Genomic DNA, 19122 nt, shown 5'->3' on the forward strand with positions numbered 1-19122 from the left:
GAAGGATTCATGACGTGTCCCCCGCCCACCGCCGGAACCGCGCGTCGATCACGGACGTGGCGCGTCTCGCCGGAGTGGCCGTCGGGACCGTCTCGAACGTGCTCAACCGTCCGGAGATCGTCGGCGCGGCCATGCGGGAGCGGGTGGAGACGGCGATCGCCGAGCTCTCCTTCGTCCCCAGCGGCGTGGCCCGCCAGCTCAGGGCCGGGACCATCACGACCGTCGGCGCGATCCTGCTGGACATCCGCAACCCGTTCTTCACCGAGGTCGCGCGCGGCATCGAGGACCGCCTCGCGCTCGACGACCACACCCTCATGCTCGCCAGCTCCGACGACGACCCGTCACGCGAGGCCAAGTACCTGCGCCTCTTCGAGGAGCACGGCGTCGTGGGGGTCCTGGTGGTCCCGGTCAGCGCCGATCAGGCGCTGCTCGCCCAGATGCACGCGCGCGGCATCAGGGTGGTGCTCCTGGACGCCCCGTCGTCCGTCGAGGGCCTGTCCTCGGTCGCGGTGGACGACGTCGCCGGTGGTGCCCTGGCTGCGGAGCACCTGCTCGGGCGCGGCCACCGGAGGCTCACGTTCCTCAACGGGCCGCGCTCGATCCGCCAGTGCGCCGACCGCCGGGCCGGCGTCGACCGCGCGGTGCTCGCCGCAGGCCTGGACCCGGCCGAGGTCGTGCGTGAGGTGACCCTGGCGTCCCTGGACGCCAGCGGCGGCGACCGGGCGATGCGCGCGCTCCTGGCCGAGGGTGACGGCGTCCCTCCGGCCGCGGTGTTCTGCGTCAACGACCTTGCGGCGGTCGGCGTCCAGCGCGTCCTTCGCCTGCAGGGTGGTACCGCCCTGCTCTCGCGCACGGCCGTGGTGGGCTACGACGACATCGACATCGCCAGCGAGCTCGCGGTGCCGCTGACCTCCGTGCGCCAGCCCACGCACGAGATGGGCTACCGGGCGGCGGGCCTGCTGCTCGACCTGTCCGACGGGGCGCCGGCCGAGCACGTCGTCTTCCAGCCGGAGCTCGTCGTCCGCGCCTCCAGCGAAGCCACCGGCTGACGGACGTCACCGAACCGCCGTCGCTCACCCCCGTCCGACGTGCGCCGTCCGTCCGATGTGCGCCGTCCGATGTGCGCCGCCATCCGGGGACCAAGGTCCGAGGCCGTGGCCGTCCGGGCGATGAAACGATTCACAGACGCGGGCACACCGGCTGCCCCCTCGACAGGACGGGTGCGACGTGGCACAGCGGATGATCTGGAACCAGACGGCCTACTTCGGCGCGGGCAGCATCGAGGTCATCCCCGGCGAGCTCGCGCGACGCGGCTTCACCAAGGCGCTGGTCGTCTCGGACACGGTCCTGGTGGAGTCCGGCGTCACGGCGCGGGTCACGGACCTGCTCGACGCAGCCGGGTTCGCCTACGAGGTGTTCAGCGACGTCCTGCCCAACCCGCCGATCGCCAACGTCCAGGCGGGTGTGGCGGCGTTCGAGGCCAGCGGCGCTGACGTGCTCATCGCCGTGGGTGGCGGCTCGCCGCAGGACACCTGCAAGGCCGTGGGGATCATCGTGGCCAACCCCGAGTTCGCCGACGTGCGGTCGCTCGAGGGTGGCGCAGCGACCAAGAACCCGTCGGTCCCGATCATCGCCGTGCCGACCACGGCGGGTACCGCGTCGGAGACGACGATCAACTACGTCATCACCGACGTCGAGCGCCAGCGCAAGTTCGTCTGCTTCGACCCGCACGACATCCCGGTCATGGCCGTCGTGGACTCCGAGATGATGTCGAGCGCACCGCGCTCGCTCAAGGTGGCCACCGGTCTGGACGCGCTCACCCACGCGATCGAGGGCTACGTCACCCTGGGCGCCTGGGAGCTGTCGGACCTCTTCCATCTCAAGGCGATCCAGGTCATCGCTGCGTCGCTGCGCGAGGCGGCCGACGGCGACCCCGGTGCCGCAGAGCGGATGGCCCTGGCCCAGTACGTCGCCGGGATGGGCTACTCCAACGTCGGGCTCGGTCTGGTGCACGCGATGGCCCACCCGCTCGGAGCGTTCTACGCCGCGCCGCACGGGGTGGCCAACGGCGTGCTCCTGGCACCCGTGATGGCGTTCAACGCACCCGAGACCGGTGAGCGCTACCGCGACATCGCCGCAGCCTTCGGGGTCGCGGACGCCGCGACCCGACCGCTCGACCAGGTCCGTGCGGCCGCCGTCGAGGCGGTCGCCGCGCTGACGCTGGACCTGGGCAACCCGACCACCCTCAGGGCCCTGGGAGCGACCGAGGCCAACCTGCCCGCACTCGCCCAGGCAGCCTTCGACGACGTGTGTGCCGGCGGCAACCCCCGGTCGGCGACCGTCGCCGAGATCGAGGCGCTGTACCGCTCCGTCCTGTAGCCGGCAGCGGCGGGCATCGCCGTCGGCCCGACGCCCATGGACCCGACCACGCCGTCAACAGACATCGCTTCGTGTCTCAGGTCGGCAGCACCGCGGCGATCGCGCTCACCTCGATGAGGGCGCCCGGCACGCCGAGTCCCGCGACCCGTGCGGCGACCACGAGGGGCGGGTTTCCGGCGCCCGCGAGCCGTGGTGCGATGGCGCCGTAGGCCGCGCCGAGATCGGCGTCCGCGGTGATGAGCACCGACCACTGCACGACGTCAGCGAGCGATGCGCCTGCCGCTTCGAGCGCGATGCTCGCGTTGTCGATCGCTCGGCTCGACTGCTCGGCGACGTCGCTCGAGACGATCGCGCCGGTGGCGTCGACGCCGTTCTGGCCGCCGACGTAGATGGTCGTCGCGCCCGCAGGCACGATCGCGACATGGCTGAACGCCGGGCTCGCGACGAGCCCGGCAGGCTGCAGACGGGTGATCTCCATGGCATCCACGGTTCCACAAGGCCCTGACAGCGATGGAGCGCTCCGGCGCCACGAGGCGAGGTCAGCGTCGTCTCCGGGCCCCGCGGATCGTGCCCGCCGCGCTCACGGCCGGCGTGCCGCTCGCTTCACGAGCTCGCCGATCCGCTCCTCGTCGACGGCGGCGAGCGTCGTCAGGGCGAACGCGGTCGGCCACATCGAACCGTCGTCGAGGTTCGCGGAGTCGTTGAAGCCGAGCGTCGCGTACCTCGCCTCGAACTTCTCGGCACTCTGGAAGAAGCAGACGACCGTGCCGCCCATCGCGTAGGCCGGCATCCCGTACCAGAGGCGTGGCGTCAGGTCCGGCGCGCTGGTCATGACGATCTCGTGGACCCGCTCGGCCATGGCGCGGTCCGGTCCGGGCATCTCCGCGATCTTCGCGAGCACCTCGACCTCCGGGTCCACCGTGCCCCCGCCGCGGCGGTTCGCGGTCCTGACCTCGCGGGCGCGCTCCTTCACGGCCGCCCGCTCCTCGGCCGTGAACGCCTGAGGTGCGAGGGACAAATGTCCGGGGATCGCGCGCTCCCGGCCTGGGAGCATCGAAGGGCAGCGCTGTGCTGCGACCAGACCACATCTGATTCACGGGAGTGTCCGGTGGAGAAGAGACTCGGTGTGGTGTCGATCATCGTGGAGCGTCCACGTGCCCCGATCGATGGCGTCAATGAGCTGCTGTCGCAGTTCGGCGACGAGATCATCGGGCGGTTCGGGCTCCCGTACGCACAACGAGGCGTGAACATCATCACGCTCGTCGTCGACACCTCCGTTGAGCGCGTCAGCGCGCTCACGGGCAAGCTGGGCAAGCTCCCAGGCGTTCAGGTGCGGTCTCTCATGTCCAGGACCGCCGCGCCAGGAGCTGACCTTGCCCCTCCCCCTGATCTCTGAACGTCCGCTCCCAGGCGCCCCCGCCGACGTCACCGGTGCACGCAGGCAGCTGATCGACCGGCTGTCCGCGGACGGCCGCCTGCCCCTCGGCGACTGGGAGACCCTGCTCTCCTCCCCCTCGCAGGAGGACCGCGCGTACGCCCGGGACAGGGCCGCGGAGGTGGCTCGGTCCCAGTTCGGCAACCGCGTCTTCGTCCGTGGGCTCATCGAGTTCTCGAGCCACTGCCGCCAGGACTGCCTGTACTGCGGCATCCGCAAGAGCAACCGCGACGCGGAGCGCTACCGCCTCAGCCCCGACGAGATCCTGGCCTGCTGCGCCGAGGGCTACCGGCTCGGCTACCGCACCTTCGTGCTGCAGAGCGGCGAGGACGCGCGGTACACGACCGAGGTCGTCACCGACATCGTGCGCCGGATCCGCGCGGCCTACCCCGACTGCGCGATCACCCTGTCGATCGGCGAACGCAGCAGAGCGGCGTACCAGCAGTTCTTCGACGCCGGCGCGAACCGCTTCCTCCTGCGTCACGAGACGGCGGACAGCGAGCACTACGACCGGCTGCATCCCGCCGGGCGAACCCTGGAGTCGCGGCTGGCGTGCTTGTCCGACCTCAAGGAGATCGGCTTCCAGACCGGTGCCGGCTTCATGGTGGGGTCGCCGTTCCAGACCGTCAACCACCTGGCCAAGGACCTGGTGCTCCTCTCGGAGCTCCGGCCGCACATGGTCGGGATCGGCCCCTTCCTGCCACACCACCGCACACCGTTCGCTGATCAGCCGGCCGGCTCCGTGGACCTGACCCTGTTCATCCTGAGCCTGGTGCGCCTCATGCTGCCGACCGTCCTGCTGCCGTCCACCACCGCGCTGGGCACCGCCCGGGCCGGGGCCCGGGAGTCCGGGATCCAGGCGGGCGCGAACGTGGTGATGCTGAACCTCAGCCCCCCCGAGCAGCGGCCCAAGTACCTGCTGTACGACAACAAGCCCGTCAGCGGCGAGGTCGTCGAGATGACCGAGGCCGTGCGCCGGTCGCTCGGCCGGATCGGCTACGAGATGGTCGTCGACCGCGGCGACCACCCGGAGGCGGCCCGATGAGCCTCAACGACACCCCACGCGCGAACCGGCTGCACATCGGCATCTACGGCAAGCGCAACGTCGGCAAGTCCTCCCTCGTCAACGCCATCACGGGCCAGTCGATCGCGGTGGTGTCCGACGTGCCGGGGACGACCACGGACCCGGTGTACAAGGCGATGGAGCTGCACGGCATCGGCCCTGTCGTCTTCATCGACACTGCCGGCCTCGACGACACGGGCCCGCTCGGAGAGCTCCGCGTGGGCAAGACGCGCGAGGCCAGCCGGAAGACCGACGTCGCGCTCCTCGTGCTCACCGCAGCGCCGGACGTCGAGGCCGAGTGGGTCGCCGACCTCGCACGCCGCGGCGTTCCCGTGATCGCCGTGATCAACAAGGCGGACACCCTCGGCGACCTGGAGGTGCTCCGGGCCGAGATCCGCGCCCGGCTGCGCCTCGAGCCGCTCGTGGTGAGCGCGCGGACCGGGGCCAACGTCGCAGCCATCCGTGAGGCGATCATCACCGAGCTCCCGGACGACGAGCCGACGAGCATCACGGGCGCACTGGCGGAGCCCGGCGACCTCGTCCTGCTCGTCATGCCGCAGGACATCCAGGCGCCGAAGGGCCGGCTGATCCTGCCGCAGGTCCAGACCCTGCGGGACCTGCTGGACAAGAAGTGCCTCGTCATGAGCTGTACGACGGACCAGCTCGGGCGGACCCTCGCCGCCCTCGTCCGCCCCCCGAAGCTCATCATCACCGACTCCCAGGTGTTCGCGGCCGTGTACGCCATGAAGCCGCCGGAGAGCCTCCTCACGTCGTTCTCCGTCCTCTTCGCCAGCTACAAGGGCGACATCCAGGCCTTCGTCGAGGGCGCTGAGGGCATCGGTCGCCTGACGAGCGAGTCCCGGGTGCTCATCGCCGAGTCGTGCACGCATGCTCCGCTGGAGGAGGACATCGGCCGGGTCAAGATCCCTGCGCTGCTCCGGAAGCGGTTCGGCGACACGCTCCAGGTGGACATGCTGAGCGGCCCCGGCCTGATCGCGGACCTCGGCTCCTACGACCTCGTCATCCACTGCGGTGGGTGCATGTTCAACCGGCGCCACGTGCTCTCCCGTATCGACGAGGCGCAGACCCTGGGCGTCCCGATCACCAACTACGGGATCACGATCGCCTACCTGTCCGGGATCCTGGACAAGATCAGCCTCCCCGGGCCGCGATGAGGCGGCCCCTGCGCGGCGCGCTCGTCGCCGTCGTCATCGTCGGGGTCTGGTGGGTGCTCACCGAGCTGCACCTGTGGAGCGCCTACGTCCTTCCGACCCCGGGACGTGTGTGGACGAGCACCGTGACGATGACGATGTCCGGCGAGCTCCCGGAGCACATCGTCATCAGCTTCGGCAGAGTCCTCACGGGGTTCGGGGTCGCGTTCGCGCTGGCGTTCGCGCTGGGCGTCGTCGCCCTGCTCCTGCCAGGTCTGGACGGCTTTCTCGCACCCGTCCTGTCGTTCCTCAAGAACGTCCCGCCGCTCGCCCTGATCCCGCTGCTCATCCTGTGGTTCGGCATCGACGAGACGGCCAAGATCATCGTGATCGTGCTGACGGCCTTCTTCCCGATGTACATGAGCATCAAGAAGGGCCTCCTGGCGTGCAGTCCGCAGCTGCTGGAGGTCGGGACGTCACTGCACTTCTCCACGGCCCAGCAGTTCTTCCTGATCCGGCTCCCCCATGCCGTCCCGGACATCCTCGTCGGGATGCGCATCAGCTTGGGGTTCGCCTGGCGGGCGCTCGTCGGCGCCGAGATGATCGCCGCGGCATCGGGGCTCGGCTACCTCATCCTCGACGCCCAGCGCATGTCCAGGTCCGACAAGGTGATCGTCGGCATCGTCACGATCGGGCTCGTCGGCATCCTCTGCGACCGGCTGTTCACCGGTGCCGTCCGTCGCACCATGCGCTGGGGGATCGATGACAGCTGGAGCTGAGATCACCCGGCTCTGCAAGAGCTTCACGGTGGCCGACCGGGTGGTCAGCGTCCTTGACGGCCTGGACTTCGCCCAGCGCGACGGGATCACCGTCGTCCTCGGCGCGAGCGGCTGCGGCAAGACCACGCTGCTGCGGCTGATCGCTGGGATGGACACCCCGGAGGCCGGCACCATCCGCATCAGAGGCACGGGAAGCATCGGGATGGTGTTCCAGGAGCCCCGCCTCATGCCCTGGCTGACGACGGTGCAGAACATCCGCTTCGGGCTCGGCCGTGGCGCGTGCAACACGCAGCGGCTGGTCGAGCTGGCCGGTCTGACGGGCTTCGAGAAGGCACTGCCCCACCAGCTCTCCGGCGGGATGCAGCACCGCGTCGCACTGGCCCGGGCCCTGGCCAACCACTCGGCCCTGGTGCTCATGGACGAGCCGTTCGCGGGCCTGGACCACCTCACGCGCGAGCGGATGCAGGACCAGCTGCTGGCGCTGCAGCGCGCCGAAGGCATGAACGTCCTCTTCGTGACCCACAGCATCGACGAGGCGCTGTACCTGGGCGACCGGATCGTCGTCCTGCACCACGGCCGCATCGACGCGGACCACGACCTTGCCCACGTGCCCGGTCAACGCAGCCGGGCACCCGACCTCGAGCTCACCCGACTCATCCGCTCCACGATCCAAGGGGAAGAACCATGCTGAAGAAGACACTGGCGTTCGCCGCCGCGGCGGCCGTGAGCCTCGGAGCGCTGGCGGGCTGCACCGCCGAGGCAGCCTCCGAGGCGCCGACGACCCCCACCGTGTCGCAGGCGCCGGACGCGCCCGAGGCGCCAACGGTCGACGAGGTGACGATCACCTACGTCACCGCGCCCCTGAACGTCCCGTCGATCACCGAGCGCGAGCTCGGGACCTTCGCCGACGCCTTCGGGCAGGCAGGAGTGGACGTCGCCTACGCCGAGCTCACCACCGGCCCGGAGCAGACCGCGGCCCTCGCCTCCGGGGACATCCAGCTCCTGTTCGCCGTCGGCGCCACCTCCGTGATCTTGTCGGCCGCCAACGGCGCCGACATCGCGATCGTGGACATGTACAGCCGGTCGCCGGAGGCATTCATGCTGGTCAGCGGGCCCGACGGCCCGACGAGCCCCGCCGACCTCGTCGGCCGGACCGTGGGCGGACCGAAGGGCACGATCCTGCACGAGCTCCTGCTCGCGTACCTAGCCACCGGCGGGTACACCGCCGACGACATCGACTTCGTCGACATGACCATCCCGGACGCTCAGGCCGCGCTGGCCGGCGGCAGCCTCGACGTCGCGCTCCTCGCCGGCCCGGCGGCCGCCACGATGCTCTCCGACGGGTTCCAGAAGGTCACGGACGGGAGCGGCCTGGTCGGCGCAACCATCGTCGTGGCCACCACCCGGGAGTTCGCCGACGCGAACCCGGCGATCGTCCGCACCTTCCGCGAGGCTCACCAGTCGGTCCTGGACTACATGGACGCCCACCCCGACGAGGTCGTCGGCATGGCCGCGGCCGAGACCGGGCTCCCGGAGGCCGCGGTCCGCGACATGGTCGGCATGTACGACTTCAGCACCGAGGTCACGGACGCCGACATCGCGGCGATGTCTGCCACCGTCGACTTCATGGTGGCGAACGGCATGATCGAGGAGGCCGTCGACGTGGAGAGCCTGATCCTGGGCGCCGAGTGATCTGACCCGACCTGGATCACGGTCGAGCGACGGTCAGGCGATCCGCACCGGGAGGGAGCGACGGCCCCAGTGGCCGACGGCGGTGCCGAAACGGCCGGGCACCACCGTCCCGCACTCCGGGCACCGTCCGTCGGCAGTCACCGAGTACGCCAGGACCGCGTACCAGTCGCGCTCGACGAGCACATGCCCGCACCTCGGGCACGACGTCGTCTCCCCTGCCGGGTCGTGCACGTTTCCCGTGTAGACGAAGTGCAGGCCGACGTCGAGCGCGGTGGCCCGCGCGGCGCGCAGCGCGGCGGGCGAGGTCGACGGCACGTCGAGCATCTTGAAGTCGGGGTGGAAGGCCGAGAGGTGCAGCGGAACGTCCGGGCCGAGCTCGGCGAGGATCCACCGGCACATGCGCTCCACCTCGTCACGCGCGTCGTTGTAGCCGGGGATGAGCAAGGTGGTGAGCTCGAGCCAGGTGTCGGTGTGCTCGTGCACCCACACGATCGTGTCGAGCACGTCGCGCAGGTGCGAGCCGGTCACCTTCCAGTAGAAGTCCTCGGTGAACCCCTTGAGGTCGATGTTCGCGGCGTCCATCGGCCCGAAGAGCTCGACGCGCGCCTGCGCGGTGATGTACCCCGCCGTGACGGCGAGGGCGTGCAGGCCGCGTTCGTGGCACGCCACGGCAGTGTCGATCGCGTACTCGGCGAAGATCACCGGGTCGTTGTAGGTGAACGCCACCGAGTCGCAGCCCGTGGACTCGGCGGTCCGAGCGATGTCGTCGGGTGTGGCGACGGCGGCCAGCCGGTCCCACTCGCGGGACTTGGAGATGTCCCAGTTCTGGCAGAACCGGCAGTTCAGGTTGCAGCCGGCGGTGCCGAAAGACAGCACCGCGGTACCGGGGTGGAAGTGCGAGAGGGGCTTCTTCTCCACCGGGTCGATGGCGAAGCCGGAGCTCCGGCCGTACGTGGTCAGCACCATCCGGTCACCGTCACGAGCACGGACGAAGCAGAACCCACGCTGTCCCGGGTGCAGCCGGCAGCGCCGTGGGCACAGGTCGCACTGCAGCCGTCCGTCGTCCAGCGCGGACCACCACCGGGCGGTCGGGGCGTCGGGCCAGGTCGCCACGCCCGGGAACGTCGCATCGCTGCCCGGGGACGTCGCCGGCTTGTCATCCCGCATGCCTCTCACCCCTCCCTGCGCGCGTCGGGCACCTCGTCGAATGCGAAGGCGGCGTACCCGACGACGCGCGACCGGTCCCCGGCGGTGTCCCCGGAGCTGCACGCGCCCAGCAGCGCGGGGCGCAGGCCGTGCCGCCGCGCTGCGACGAGCAAGCCGTTGACCGGAGTGGCGCCGCACGCCTGCGTGTGGTCCAGCGGCCCGTCGAGCGCGCTGATCTGCGCGATCGTGCCCGCGTCGACCCGGCGCGCCTCCTCGTAGGGCAGGTAGTGCGACAGGTCCGAGCTGATCACGACGAGCGTCTCCGGCCCGCCCCACAGCTCGTCGAGCACGTCGGCAACCTCGTCGCCTGTCGCGTCCCCGGCGAGCAGCGGGACGATCTCGACGTCGCCGAGCGCGCGCTGCAGGAACGGCAGCTGGACCTCGACGGAGTGCTCCCACCGGTGGGTCTCGGCGAAGACGCACACTGCCGAGACGCCGGCCAGGCGCTCCTGCGCCCACGCCTCCGCGACGGGCAGCACGCCCAGCGGTGTGCGGAACCCGTCGACCCCGGACAGTGCCACGCCGCGGACCGGCACGCGGTGCGTCGGGCCGATCACCACGACCCGCCGGATCGAGTCCCTTCCCCGGGCCACACGCGCATAGGCCATGGCCGCGGTGGAGCCGGAGTAGACGTAGCCGGCGTGCGGGACGATCACGGCCCGCGGCACCGACGCGTCCTTGGGTGGCGACGGTGCGCCGGCGAGAAGCCGGTCGACGGTGACGCGCAGCAGCTCAGGTTCGCCTGGGTAGAACGAACCGTCAACGGCGGCTTCGCGAACGCGGGACGAGCACACGGAGCATCACCCCGTCATCCAGGCTAGACGAGTCATCCTGGACGGACGACCTGACCTGACGTCCCCCGCGACGGGGGGGTCGTCGGCGCGCCGGCCGGTCGACGCGTGGCCAAGGGTGTGACTAGAAAGGTGGGCGAGCCAGAGAACCGAGCCCGAGGTCGATGGGGTGTGCATGACGACCGAACCGATGCCGTCCGAGGTCCAGGACCCCGGGCCCTTCTTCCATGGCACGAGGGCTGACCTGACGCCGGGCGACCTGCTGGAACCCGGCCGCACCTCCAACTTCGGCGAGCGACCGACAGCGAGCTACGTCTACCTGACCGCGACCCTGGATGCGGCGACCTGGGGAGCGGAGCTGGCGGTAGGCGAGGGACCCGGCAGGATCTACCGCGTGGAGCCCACGGGCCCCCTCGAGAACGACCCGAACCTGACGGACACGAGGTTCCCAGGCAACCCGACGAGGTCCTACCGCACCCAGCAGCCACTGCGCGTCGTCGGCGAGGTCGTGGACTGGGCAGGACACTCCCCTGAGGTGCTCCAGGGCATGCGGGATCACCTCGAGAAGCTCAAGCAGCTCGGCATCGAGGCGATCAACGACTGACCGACCACGCAGCGGCGCCTGCGGATGGTCAGGTTCGATCTGGCATCGGCGCGGTTCCGCGCCCGTAGCGACGGACGGACACCCGGCACCGCCCCGTCCGGGTGTCGTCAGGATGCGTCCCGTACCCGTCAGGGGTGCGTCAGGGCGCGCGCCAACCGGACCGCCGTGGGTGCTTGATTGCAGACGGCGGCCAGGGTGGCCGTCCGGCTCCCCTACGCGGGGGCCGGTGACCCAGGGGAGTTCCCCGTGGCCGACCTCGCATTCCTGGCTCTGACCGTCGTCTGCTTCGCGCTGCTCAGTGCCCTCGTCCGGGGGGCGGAGAAGCTGTGAGCGTCGAGTCGATCGTCACCCTCGCGATCGCCGTCGCGCTGGCCGGCTACCTGCTGTGGGCGCTCCTCAAGCCGGAGCGCTTCTGATGTCGGCCACCGCTGCCGCCCTCCTCCAGGTGGCCTTGCTCGTCGCTACGCTGGCCGTCGTTCACGTGCCGCTGGGCGACTACATGGCCCGCGTCTTCACCAGCACCCGCCACACCCGCGCCGAGCGTGCCGTGTACGCCGTCGGACGGATCGACGCCGACTCCGACCAGCGCTGGCCGGTGTACGCGCGGTCGGTGCTCGGGTTCTCCCTGGCGAGCGTCCTGCTGCTGTACGCGTTCCTGCGGCTGCAGGACCACCTCCCCCTCTCCCTCGGCTTCTCGCGCGTCGACCCCGACGGCGCATGGAACACGGCGGTCTCCTTCGTCACGAACACGAACTGGCAGTGGTACTCGGGTGAGTCCGCCATGGGCCACCTCGTGCAGATGGCCGGCCTGACGGTGCAGAACTTCACGTCCGCCGCGGTGGGCCTGGCGGTGGCGATCGCGCTGATCCGCGGCTTCACCCGGGCGAACACGGACCGTCTCGGCAACTTCTGGGTCGACATGATCCGGGCGACGTTCCGGATCCTGCTACCCCTGGCCTTCGTCGCGGCCGTCGTTCTCCTGCTCGGCGGAGTCGTGCAGAGCTTCGCCGGCGCACACGACGTCACGACGCTGTCCGGGGGCACCCAGACCATCGTGGGCGGGCCCATCGCCTCGCAGGAGGCCATCAAGGACCTCGGGACGAACGGCGGTGGGTTCTTCAACGCCAACAGCGCCCACCCGTTCGAGAGTCCGACGGCCTGGACCAACCTGTTGGAGATCTTCCTGCTGCTCGTGATCCCGTTCAGCCTTCCGCGCACGTTCGGGCGCCTGGTCGGCGACAAGCGCCAGGGCCTGGCGATCCTCGGGGTGATGGGCACGCTGTGGGGTGCGGCGGTCGCCGTCGCCTCGTGGGCGGAGATGCGTGGTCTCGGCTCGGTGCCCCAGCTCGCCGGCGCCGCCATGGAAGGCAAGGAGGTCCGGTTCGGACCGGCCGCCTCCGCCCTGTTCGCGGCGTCCACCACGAGCACGTCCACCGGGTCCGTGAACAGCTTCCACGACTCGTTCACCGGGCTCGGGGGTGGCGTCACGCTGCTCAACATGATGCTCGGTGAGGTCTCGCCCGGCGGCGTCGGGACGGGCCTCTACGGCATCCTGGTGGTCGCGGTGCTCACCGTCTTCCTCGCCGGCCTCATGGTCGGGCGCACCCCGGAGTACCTGGGGAAGAAGATCGGCCGGCGCGAGGTCACCCTGGTGTCCCTGTCGATCCTGACGATGCCGGCCCTGGTCCTCATCGGCGCCGCGATCACCGCAGCCGTGCCGAGCCTGGCCGAGGCTTCGATCCAGGAGGCAGGCGCGCACGGGCTCTCCGAGACGCTCTACGCGTACGCCTCGGCAGCCAACAACAACGGGTCGGCCTTCGGCGGTTTCGCGGCGGGGACGCCGTACCAGAACACGGCGCTCGGTCTGGCGATGATGTTCGGCCGCTTCGTCCCGATCGTGCTCGCCCTCGCCCTCGCAGGGAGCCTGGCTCGCCAGCACCCCGTGCCGGCGAGCGCCGGAACGCTGCCGACACACACGCCGATCTTCGTCGTGCTCCTCGGCGTCGTCGTCGTCATCGTCGCCGGCCTGACCTTCTTCCCCGCTCTCGCTCTCGCACCCATCGCGGAGGCCCTGCTGTGACCACGACCCTGTCCTCCCGTCCGCGACCGGACGAGGTCACGACCCGAGCGCGAGCCGGCGCCTTCGAACCCCGGCAGCTGGTGCGCTCGCTGCCCGACGCCGTGCGCAAGCTCGACCCGAGGCACGTGGTCCGCTACCCGGTGATGTTCGTCGTCTGGGTCGGATCGGTCGTGACCACGGTCCTTGCCGTCATCGATCCCAGCGTGTTCGCCTGGGCGATCACCGCGTGGCTCTGGGCGACTGTGGTCTTCGCGAACCTGGCGGAGTCGGTCGCCGAGGGACGTGGCCGTGCCCAGGCCGCGTCGCTGCGCCGCGCCCGCACCGACACCCTCGCCCGCCGACTGCGGCCCGACGGCACCGAGGAACCGGTCCCTGGGCCCGCGCTGCGGGTGGGGGATCTCGTCGTGGTGGAGGCCGGCGAGGTGATCCCTAGCGACGGGGACGTCGTGGAGGGCGTGGCGAGCGTCGACGAGTCGGCCGTGACCGGGGAGTCGGCGCCGGTGATCCGGGAGTCCGGCGGGGACCGCAGCGCGGTCACCGGCGGGACGAAGGTGTTGTCGGACCGGATCGTCGTGCGCATCACGGCGAAGGCAGGTGAGACGTTCCTCGACCGGATGATCGCCCTGGTGGAGGGGTCGGCGCGGCAGAAGACGCCGAACGAGATCGCCCTGAACCTGCTCCTGGCCGCACTGACCCTGATCTTCCTGCTCGCCGTGGTCACCCTGCAGCCGTTCGCGGTGTACTCCGGCCAGCCGCAGTCGATCGTCGTCCTGGTGGCACTGCTGGTGTGCCTGATCCCGACGACCATCGGCGCCCTGCTCTCCGCCATCGGCATCGCGGGGATGGACCGGTTGATCCAGCGCAACGTCATGGCACTGTCCGGCCGCGCGGTCGAGGCCGCCGGCGACGTCGACGTGCTGCTCCTGGACAAGACCGGCACGATCACGCTCGGCAACCGTCAGGCGGTCGAGCTGGTCCCGGTGTCCGGCGTCGACGAGGCCTTCCTCGCCGATGCGGCCCAGCTGTCCAGCCTGGCCGACGAGACCCCGGAAGGTCGCTCGATCGTCGTCCTGGCCAAGGACCGGTACGGCCTGCGGGACAGCACCCCCGGCCTGCTCCCGCACGCGACGTTCGTACCCTTCACCGCGCAGACCAGGATGAGCGGCGTCGACCTGGCGGAGGACACCGGACGCCGGGAGATCCGCAAAGGCGCCGCGAGCGCAGTGATGAAGTGGGTGCGGGACAACGGCGGCCACCCCACCGAGGACGTCGGCCAGATGGTCGACGCGATCAGCGCCTCGGGCGGCACTCCCCTGGTCGTCGCCGAGCGCACCGGTTCCCGCCCCGCCCGCGCCCTCGGCGTCGTGCACCTCAAGGACGTCGTCAAGGAGGGCATGCAGGAGCGGTTCGCCGAGCTGCGCCGGATGGGGATCCGCACGGTGATGATCACCGGCGACAACCCCCTCACCGCCAAGGCCATCGCGGAGGAGGCAGGGGTCGACGACTTCCTGGCGGAGGCCACCCCGGAGGACAAGATGGCCCTGATCCGTCGCGAGCAGGAGGGCGGCCGCCTGGTCGCGATGACCGGTGACGGGACCAACGACGCGCCGGCCCTCGCCCAGGCCGACGTCGGGGTGGCGATGAACTCCGGGACGTCCGCCGCCAAGGAGGCCGGCAACATGGTCGACCTCGACTCCAACCCGACCAAGCTCATCGAGATCGTGGCGATCGGCAAACAGCTGCTCATCACCCGCGGGGCGCTGACGACGTTCTCGATCGCGAACGACGTCGCCAAGTACTTCGCGATCATCCCGGCCATGTTCGTGGGGCTGTACCCGCAGCTCGACCGGCTCAACGTCATGGGGTTGCACTCACCGGAGTCGGCCGTGCTCTCGGCAGTCATCTTCAACGCCCTCGTCATCGTCGCGCTCGTCCCGGTGGCGCTGCGCGGCGTGCGGTACACCCCGGCCGGCGCGGCAGCGATGCTGCGACGCAACCTCCTCGTCTACGGGCTCGGCGGCATCGTCGCCCCGTTCGTCGGCATCAAGCTCATCGACCTGTTCGTCTCCCTGCTCCCCGGCCTGTGACGGCCGCGGACCTCCTAGGAGCCACCTGACATGACCGCACTCCTGCGCCAGTCCCTCGCCGGGCTCCGCCTCCTGCTGATCCTCACCGTCGCCCTCGGCCTCGCCTACCCGTTGGTGATCTACGGCGTCGGGCGCCTGGTGCCCGACCGTGCCGACGGGTCGATGCTCACCGTCGACGGCGAGGTTGTCGGCTCACGGCTGCTCGGCCAGTCCTTCGACGGTGACGAGTGGTTCCTGCCCCGGCCATCGGCCGCCGGCGACGGCTACGACCCGCTGGCGTCCGGTGCGTCCAACCTCGGCCCGGAGAACCCCGACCTCCTGGCCACGATCGAGCAGCGCATCGCGGAGGTCGCCGAGCGCGAGGACGTCGAGGCGTCCGACGTTCCCGCGGACGCCGTGACGGCCTCGGCCTCCGGTCTGGACCCGGACATCTCGCCGGAGTACGCGCGTCTGCAGGCGGACCGGGTGGCCCGGGAGCGCGGTCTCGACGCCGCCGTGGTCCGGGAGCTCGTGGAGGATCACTTCCACGGGCGTGACCTGGGGTTTCTCGGAGCGCCGCACGTGAACGTCCTGGAGCTCAACACCGCGCTCACGGTGCTTGACTGAGGGCGCAGGGGCAGACGGGCGGACGGGCGAGCGGGTGGGACACGTGGATCCAGACGGGCACAGGCGCGGGACGCTGCGCGTGTTCCTCGGCGCGGCCCCGGGCGTGGGCAAGACGTTCGCGATGCTCGACGAGGCGCACCGGCGGCGTGAACGCGGTGTCGACGTCGTGGTCGGCCTGGTCGAGACCCACGGCCGCGCGGCGACGGCACAGATGCTCGCCGGGCTCGAGGTCGTGCCGCGTCGAGAGGTGCACTACCGGGACGGGACCTTCACCGAGCTGGACGTCGACGCCGTGGTCGTCCGGCGTCCGGCCGTCGCGGTGATCGACGAGCTGGCCCACACCAACGTGCCCGGCGTGCGGAACGCCAAACGGTGGCAGGACGTCGAGGAGATCCTCGCCGCCGGGATCGACGTGGTCACGACCGTCAACATCCAGCACCTGGAGAGCCTGAACGACGTCGTCGAGTCCATCACCGGCATCCGCCAGCAGGAGACGCTCCCCGACGAGGTGGTGCGCCGGGCGGACCAGATCGAGCTCGTCGACATGAGCCCTGAAGCGCTCCGCCGACGCCTCGCGCACGGGAACGTGTACGCCCCGGAGAAGATCGACGCGGCCCTCAACAACTACTTCCGGGCCGGCAACCTCACTGCGCTGCGCGAGCTCGCTCTGCTGTGGACGGCCGACCGGGTCGACGACGCGCTCGAGAAGTACCGGCACGAGCACGACATCGCCGAGCTGTGGCCCGCCCGGGAACGGGTCGTGGTGGCAGTGACCGGGGGAGCCGAGGCCGAGACGCTGATCCGGCGCGGAGCGAGGATCGCCAAGCGACCCAAGGGCGGGGAGCTCCTGGTGCTGCACGTCGCCCGCGGCGACGGGCTCGCCGGCGCGGCCCCGGACGCCCTGGCCCGGCACCGGGCCTTCACCGAGTCCCTCGGCGGGAGCTGGCACGTCGTCGTCGGCGACGACATCGCCACGGCGATCCTGGACTTCGCCCGCGGCGTGAACGCCAACCAGGTCGTGCTCGGCGCGACCCGTCGCACGCGCCTGGCCGCCATCGTGTCCCCCGGGATCGCGCCGGACGTCGTCCGCGGATCGGGCGACATGGACGTCCTGATCGTCACGCACGAGCGCGCCGGTCGCGGCCGCCGCAGCTTTCAGCGCCGCGGCTCGCTCGACGCCCGGCGGGTCACCGCAGCGTGGGTCCTCGCCGTCGCCGGGCCACCGCTGCTCACCCTCGTCCTGAGGCAGGCGGCGGACCTGGACGCCCTGCCGACGGTGCTCATGCTCTTCCTGACCCTCACCATCGGGGTGGCCCTGATCGGAGGCCTGCTCCCCGCGCTGGTCGCGGCCGTCGCCGGCGGCCTCCTCAGCAACTTCTGGTTCACCCCGCCGATCCGTACCTGGACCGTCACCGAACCGCAGAACGCCCTCGCGATCGCGATCCTCGTCGCGGTGGCCGTCGCGGTCTCCGCCGTCGTCGACCTGTCCGCCAGGCGCGCGGTGCAGGCGACCCGCGCCCGCGCCGAAGCGGACATCCTCACGACGCTCGCCGGGTCCGTGCTCCGGGGCGGCGACGCGGTGCCGGCCATGCTCGACCAGCTCCGCGAGGCATTCAGCCTCGCCGGGGTCGCCCTCCTGCGCCGTGACGAGACCGCTCGCGCGTGGGTCGCCGTCGGCCGCGCCGGGACCGACGTCCCGACCGACCCCGAGCACGCAAGCACCGCGGTGCCCGTCCAGGACGACCTGGTCCTGGCACTGCAGGGTCGCACCCTGTCCGCCGAGGACCTGCGCGTGGTCAGCGCCGTCGGCCTGCAGGCGGAAGCCCTGCTCGAGCGCGACCGGCTGCGCGCCGAGGCACGCTCCGCACGCGCCGAACGCGAACGCACGGCCACCCGCACGGCACTGCTCGCGGCCGTCTCCCACGACCTGCGCACCCCGCTCGCCGGGATCAAGGCCGGCGTCACCGCGCTGACCAGCAGCGGACCGGAGATCGCGGCAGACGACGAGCGGGCACTGCTCTCCGACGTCGCCCAGTGCACCGACCGCCTCCAGGCCCTCATCGACAACCTGCTCGACATGAGCCGCCTTGACGCCGGCGCGATCTCGCTCGTACGTCAACCCGTCACCCTCGACGAGATCGTCCCCCGGGCGGTGGACGGGCTGCCCACCTCGACGGTCGTCGTCGACGTCCCCGAGACCCTCCCGCAGGTCATGGCCGATGCCGGTCTCCTGGAACGCGCGATCGCCAACGTCGTGGAGAACGCGCTCCGCTACACCCCCGCCGCGGAGAAGGTGCACATCGTCGGCGAGCAGCTGCGCGACACCGTCGTCCTGCGGATCATCGACCGCGGCCCCGGCGTCCCCGACAACCGCAAGAACGACATCTTCACCGCGTTCCAGCGCCTCGGAGACGTCCCGAGCGGGCACGGTGTCGGACTGGGGCTTGCGGTCGCACGCGGCTTCGTCGAGGCGAACGGTGGCACGATCGAGGCCGAGGACACGCCGGGCGGTGGCCTGACGATGGTCATCACGCTGCCTGCGGCAGGAGGGACGCCATGACCCGGGTCCTGGTCGTCGAGGACGAGCCGACCCTCGCGCGCGCCCTGGCGATCACGCTGCGCGCCAACCGGTACGACGTCGCCGTCGCGCACACCGGCGCGAGCGGCCTGGACGGCATGGCCAACTGGCACCCCGACCTCGTCGTGCTGGACCTCGGGCTCCCCGATCTCGACGGCATGGACGTCTTGCGCGCCCTGCGCGGGTGGTCCCAGGTCCCCGTCGTCGTCCTCTCGGCACGCCAGACCAGCACTGACAAGGTCAACGCACTCGACGCCGGGGCCGACGACTACGTCACTAAGCCCTTCGCCATGGACGAGCTCCTTGCCCGACTGCGGGCGGCCGCCCGACGACGCTCCCCCGACGACGCGCCACCCGTCGTCGAGACCGCCAGCTTCACCGTCGACATCGCCCACCGCCGCGTGCTGCGCGACGGGCAGGAGGTACGCCTCACTCCGACCGAGTGGCACATGCTCGAGATGCTGGCTCGCAACGTCGGCAAGGTGGTCGGCCGACGCGAGCTGCTCGCCGAGCTCCGCGGGCCGAACCTCGACCGCGAGACCCACTACCTGCGGGTGTACCTGGCCCAGCTCCGGCGCAAGCTCGAACCCGACCCCACCCACCCACGGCACCTGCTGACCGAGCCCGGCGTCGGGTACCGCCTGGAGCCGTGACGAGGACTCAGCCGGCGC

20 protein-coding genes are annotated in these 19122 nt (G+C 71.1%); 16 read left to right on the forward strand and 4 right to left on the reverse strand.

What is annotated here, in order from left to right:
• Window positions 1–14 precede the first annotated feature (14 nt).
• Window positions 15–1049, forward strand: a complete 1035-nt coding sequence (locus tag K415_RS0102480) for a LacI family DNA-binding transcriptional regulator (RefSeq protein WP_024285530.1) — start codon at window positions 15–17, stop codon at window positions 1047–1049.
• A 178-nt stretch (window positions 1050–1227) separates the two neighbouring features.
• Window positions 1228–2379, forward strand: a complete 1152-nt coding sequence (gene fucO / locus K415_RS0102485) for a lactaldehyde reductase (RefSeq protein WP_024285531.1) — start codon at window positions 1228–1230, stop codon at window positions 2377–2379.
• A 76-nt stretch (window positions 2380–2455) separates the two neighbouring features.
• On the opposite strand, the gene K415_RS0102490 is transcribed toward fucO, so the two are convergent.
• Together K415_RS0102490 and K415_RS0102495 are read right to left on the reverse strand one after the other, a co-directional pair.
• Entirely contained in the window at window positions 2456–2857 is a 402-nt protein-coding gene (locus tag K415_RS0102490) for a RidA family protein (protein WP_024285532.1), read from the reverse strand.
• Window positions 2858–2959: 102 nt separating this feature from the next.
• Complete coding sequence (locus tag K415_RS0102495) at window positions 2960–3433, reverse strand: iron chaperone (protein ID WP_051480373.1); 474 nt, start codon at window positions 3431–3433, stop codon at window positions 2960–2962.
• Between the two features lie 75 nt (window positions 3434–3508).
• Here K415_RS0102495 and K415_RS0102500 point away from each other — a divergent pair, with 75 nt between their 5' ends.
• Genes K415_RS0102500 through K415_RS0102525 form a run of 6 tightly spaced genes read left to right on the forward strand, consistent with a single transcriptional unit; the run spans window position 3509 to window position 8499 of the window.
• Window positions 3509–3775: a TM1266 family iron-only hydrogenase system putative regulator gene (locus tag K415_RS0102500; RefSeq protein ID WP_197024638.1), complete on the forward strand. Its 267-nt coding sequence runs from the start codon at window positions 3509–3511 to the stop codon at window positions 3773–3775.
• On the forward strand, window positions 3753–4859 hold the full coding sequence (gene hydE, locus K415_RS0102505) for a [FeFe] hydrogenase H-cluster radical SAM maturase HydE (RefSeq protein WP_024285535.1): 1107 nt from the start codon (window positions 3753–3755) through the stop codon (window positions 4857–4859). The genes K415_RS0102500 and hydE overlap by 23 nt, the downstream gene beginning before the upstream one ends.
• The gene (gene hydF, locus K415_RS0102510) at window positions 4856–6052 is read left to right on the forward strand and encodes a [FeFe] hydrogenase H-cluster maturation GTPase HydF (RefSeq protein WP_024285536.1); all 1197 of its coding nucleotides are present in this window, start codon (window positions 4856–4858) and stop codon (window positions 6050–6052) included. Before hydE ends, hydF begins: the two co-directional genes overlap by 4 nt.
• The gene (locus K415_RS0102515) at window positions 6049–6807 is read left to right on the forward strand and encodes an ABC transporter permease (protein ID WP_024285537.1); all 759 of its coding nucleotides are present in this window, start codon (window positions 6049–6051) and stop codon (window positions 6805–6807) included. The genes hydF and K415_RS0102515 overlap by 4 nt, the downstream gene beginning before the upstream one ends.
• Entirely contained in the window at window positions 6791–7498 is a 708-nt protein-coding gene (locus K415_RS0102520) for an ABC transporter ATP-binding protein (protein WP_024285538.1), read from the forward strand. Before K415_RS0102515 ends, K415_RS0102520 begins: the two co-directional genes overlap by 17 nt.
• Complete coding sequence (locus K415_RS0102525; RefSeq protein WP_197024640.1) at window positions 7492–8499, forward strand: ABC transporter substrate-binding protein; 1008 nt, start codon at window positions 7492–7494, stop codon at window positions 8497–8499. Before K415_RS0102520 ends, K415_RS0102525 begins: the two co-directional genes overlap by 7 nt.
• A 33-nt stretch (window positions 8500–8532) precedes the next feature.
• Here K415_RS0102525 and amrS read toward each other — a convergent pair whose 3' ends face one another.
• Window positions 8533–9666: an AmmeMemoRadiSam system radical SAM enzyme gene (amrS, locus tag K415_RS0102530; protein WP_024285540.1), complete on the reverse strand. Its 1134-nt coding sequence runs from the start codon at window positions 9664–9666 to the stop codon at window positions 8533–8535.
• Window positions 9667–9671: 5 nt separating this feature from the next.
• Window positions 9672–10499 carry an AmmeMemoRadiSam system protein B gene (amrB, locus tag K415_RS0102535; RefSeq protein ID WP_024285541.1) on the reverse strand — a complete coding sequence of 276 codons (828 nt, stop codon included), beginning with the start codon at window positions 10497–10499 and terminating at the stop codon, window positions 9672–9674.
• Between the two features lie 172 nt (window positions 10500–10671).
• On the opposite strand from amrB, the gene arr reads away from it, so the two are divergent.
• The 8 genes from arr (at window position 10672) to K415_RS0102575 (ending at window position 19104) form a co-directional block, all read left to right on the forward strand.
• On the forward strand, window positions 10672–11100 hold the full coding sequence (gene arr, locus K415_RS0102540; protein WP_024285542.1) for an NAD(+)--rifampin ADP-ribosyltransferase: 429 nt from the start codon (window positions 10672–10674) through the stop codon (window positions 11098–11100).
• Between the two features lie 195 nt (window positions 11101–11295).
• On the forward strand, window positions 11296–11430 hold the full coding sequence (locus K415_RS24865; protein WP_255347115.1) for a hypothetical protein: 135 nt from the start codon (window positions 11296–11298) through the stop codon (window positions 11428–11430).
• The gene (kdpF, locus tag K415_RS23775; protein ID WP_034660984.1) at window positions 11427–11516 is read left to right on the forward strand and encodes a K(+)-transporting ATPase subunit F; all 90 of its coding nucleotides are present in this window, start codon (window positions 11427–11429) and stop codon (window positions 11514–11516) included. The genes K415_RS24865 and kdpF overlap by 4 nt, the downstream gene beginning before the upstream one ends.
• A complete protein-coding gene (gene kdpA, locus K415_RS0102555; protein WP_024285543.1) occupies window positions 11516–13180 on the forward strand; it encodes a potassium-transporting ATPase subunit KdpA in 1665 nt (554 codons plus the stop codon). Before kdpF ends, kdpA begins: the two co-directional genes overlap by 1 nt.
• Window positions 13177–15267: a potassium-transporting ATPase subunit KdpB gene (kdpB, locus tag K415_RS0102560; protein WP_024285544.1), complete on the forward strand. Its 2091-nt coding sequence runs from the start codon at window positions 13177–13179 to the stop codon at window positions 15265–15267. Before kdpA ends, kdpB begins: the two co-directional genes overlap by 4 nt.
• A gap of 30 nt (window positions 15268–15297) precedes the next feature.
• Window positions 15298–15873, forward strand: a complete 576-nt coding sequence (kdpC, locus tag K415_RS0102565; RefSeq protein ID WP_024285545.1) for a potassium-transporting ATPase subunit KdpC — start codon at window positions 15298–15300, stop codon at window positions 15871–15873.
• Between the two features lie 43 nt (window positions 15874–15916).
• Window positions 15917–18433, forward strand: coding sequence for a sensor histidine kinase KdpD (locus tag K415_RS0102570; RefSeq protein WP_024285546.1), 2517 nt, complete (start codon window positions 15917–15919; stop codon window positions 18431–18433).
• Window positions 18430–19104: a response regulator gene (locus tag K415_RS0102575; RefSeq protein ID WP_024285547.1), complete on the forward strand. Its 675-nt coding sequence runs from the start codon at window positions 18430–18432 to the stop codon at window positions 19102–19104. The genes K415_RS0102570 and K415_RS0102575 overlap by 4 nt, the downstream gene beginning before the upstream one ends.
• Window positions 19105–19122 lie beyond the last annotated feature (18 nt).

This window comes from Cellulomonas sp. KRMCY2 (genome assembly GCF_000526515.1).
Taxonomy (GTDB): Bacteria; Actinomycetota; Actinomycetes; order Actinomycetales; family Cellulomonadaceae; genus Actinotalea.

Coding starts and splice junctions, on each gene's coding strand:
- K415_RS0102490 (WP_024285532.1), bottom strand. CDS start 2,857: ATGGAGATCACCCGTCTGCAGCCTGCCGGGCTCGTCGCGAGCCCGGCG.
- K415_RS0102520 (WP_024285538.1), top strand. CDS start 6,791: ATGACAGCTGGAGCTGAGATCACCCGGCTCTGCAAGAGCTTCACGGTG.
- kdpA (WP_024285543.1), top strand. CDS start 11,516: ATGTCGGCCACCGCTGCCGCCCTCCTCCAGGTGGCCTTGCTCGTCGCT.
- K415_RS0102495 (WP_051480373.1), bottom strand. CDS start 3,433: ATGCTCCCAGGCCGGGAGCGCGCGATCCCCGGACATTTGTCCCTCGCA.
- K415_RS0102515 (WP_024285537.1), top strand. CDS start 6,049: ATGAGGCGGCCCCTGCGCGGCGCGCTCGTCGCCGTCGTCATCGTCGGG.
- K415_RS0102525 (WP_197024640.1), top strand. CDS start 7,492: ATGCTGAAGAAGACACTGGCGTTCGCCGCCGCGGCGGCCGTGAGCCTC.
- K415_RS0102575 (WP_024285547.1), top strand. CDS start 18,430: ATGACCCGGGTCCTGGTCGTCGAGGACGAGCCGACCCTCGCGCGCGCC.
- amrS (WP_024285540.1), bottom strand. CDS start 9,666: ATGCGGGATGACAAGCCGGCGACGTCCCCGGGCAGCGATGCGACGTTC.
- kdpC (WP_024285545.1), top strand. CDS start 15,298: ATGACCGCACTCCTGCGCCAGTCCCTCGCCGGGCTCCGCCTCCTGCTG.
- arr (WP_024285542.1), top strand. CDS start 10,672: ATGACGACCGAACCGATGCCGTCCGAGGTCCAGGACCCCGGGCCCTTC.
- hydF (WP_024285536.1), top strand. CDS start 4,856: ATGAGCCTCAACGACACCCCACGCGCGAACCGGCTGCACATCGGCATC.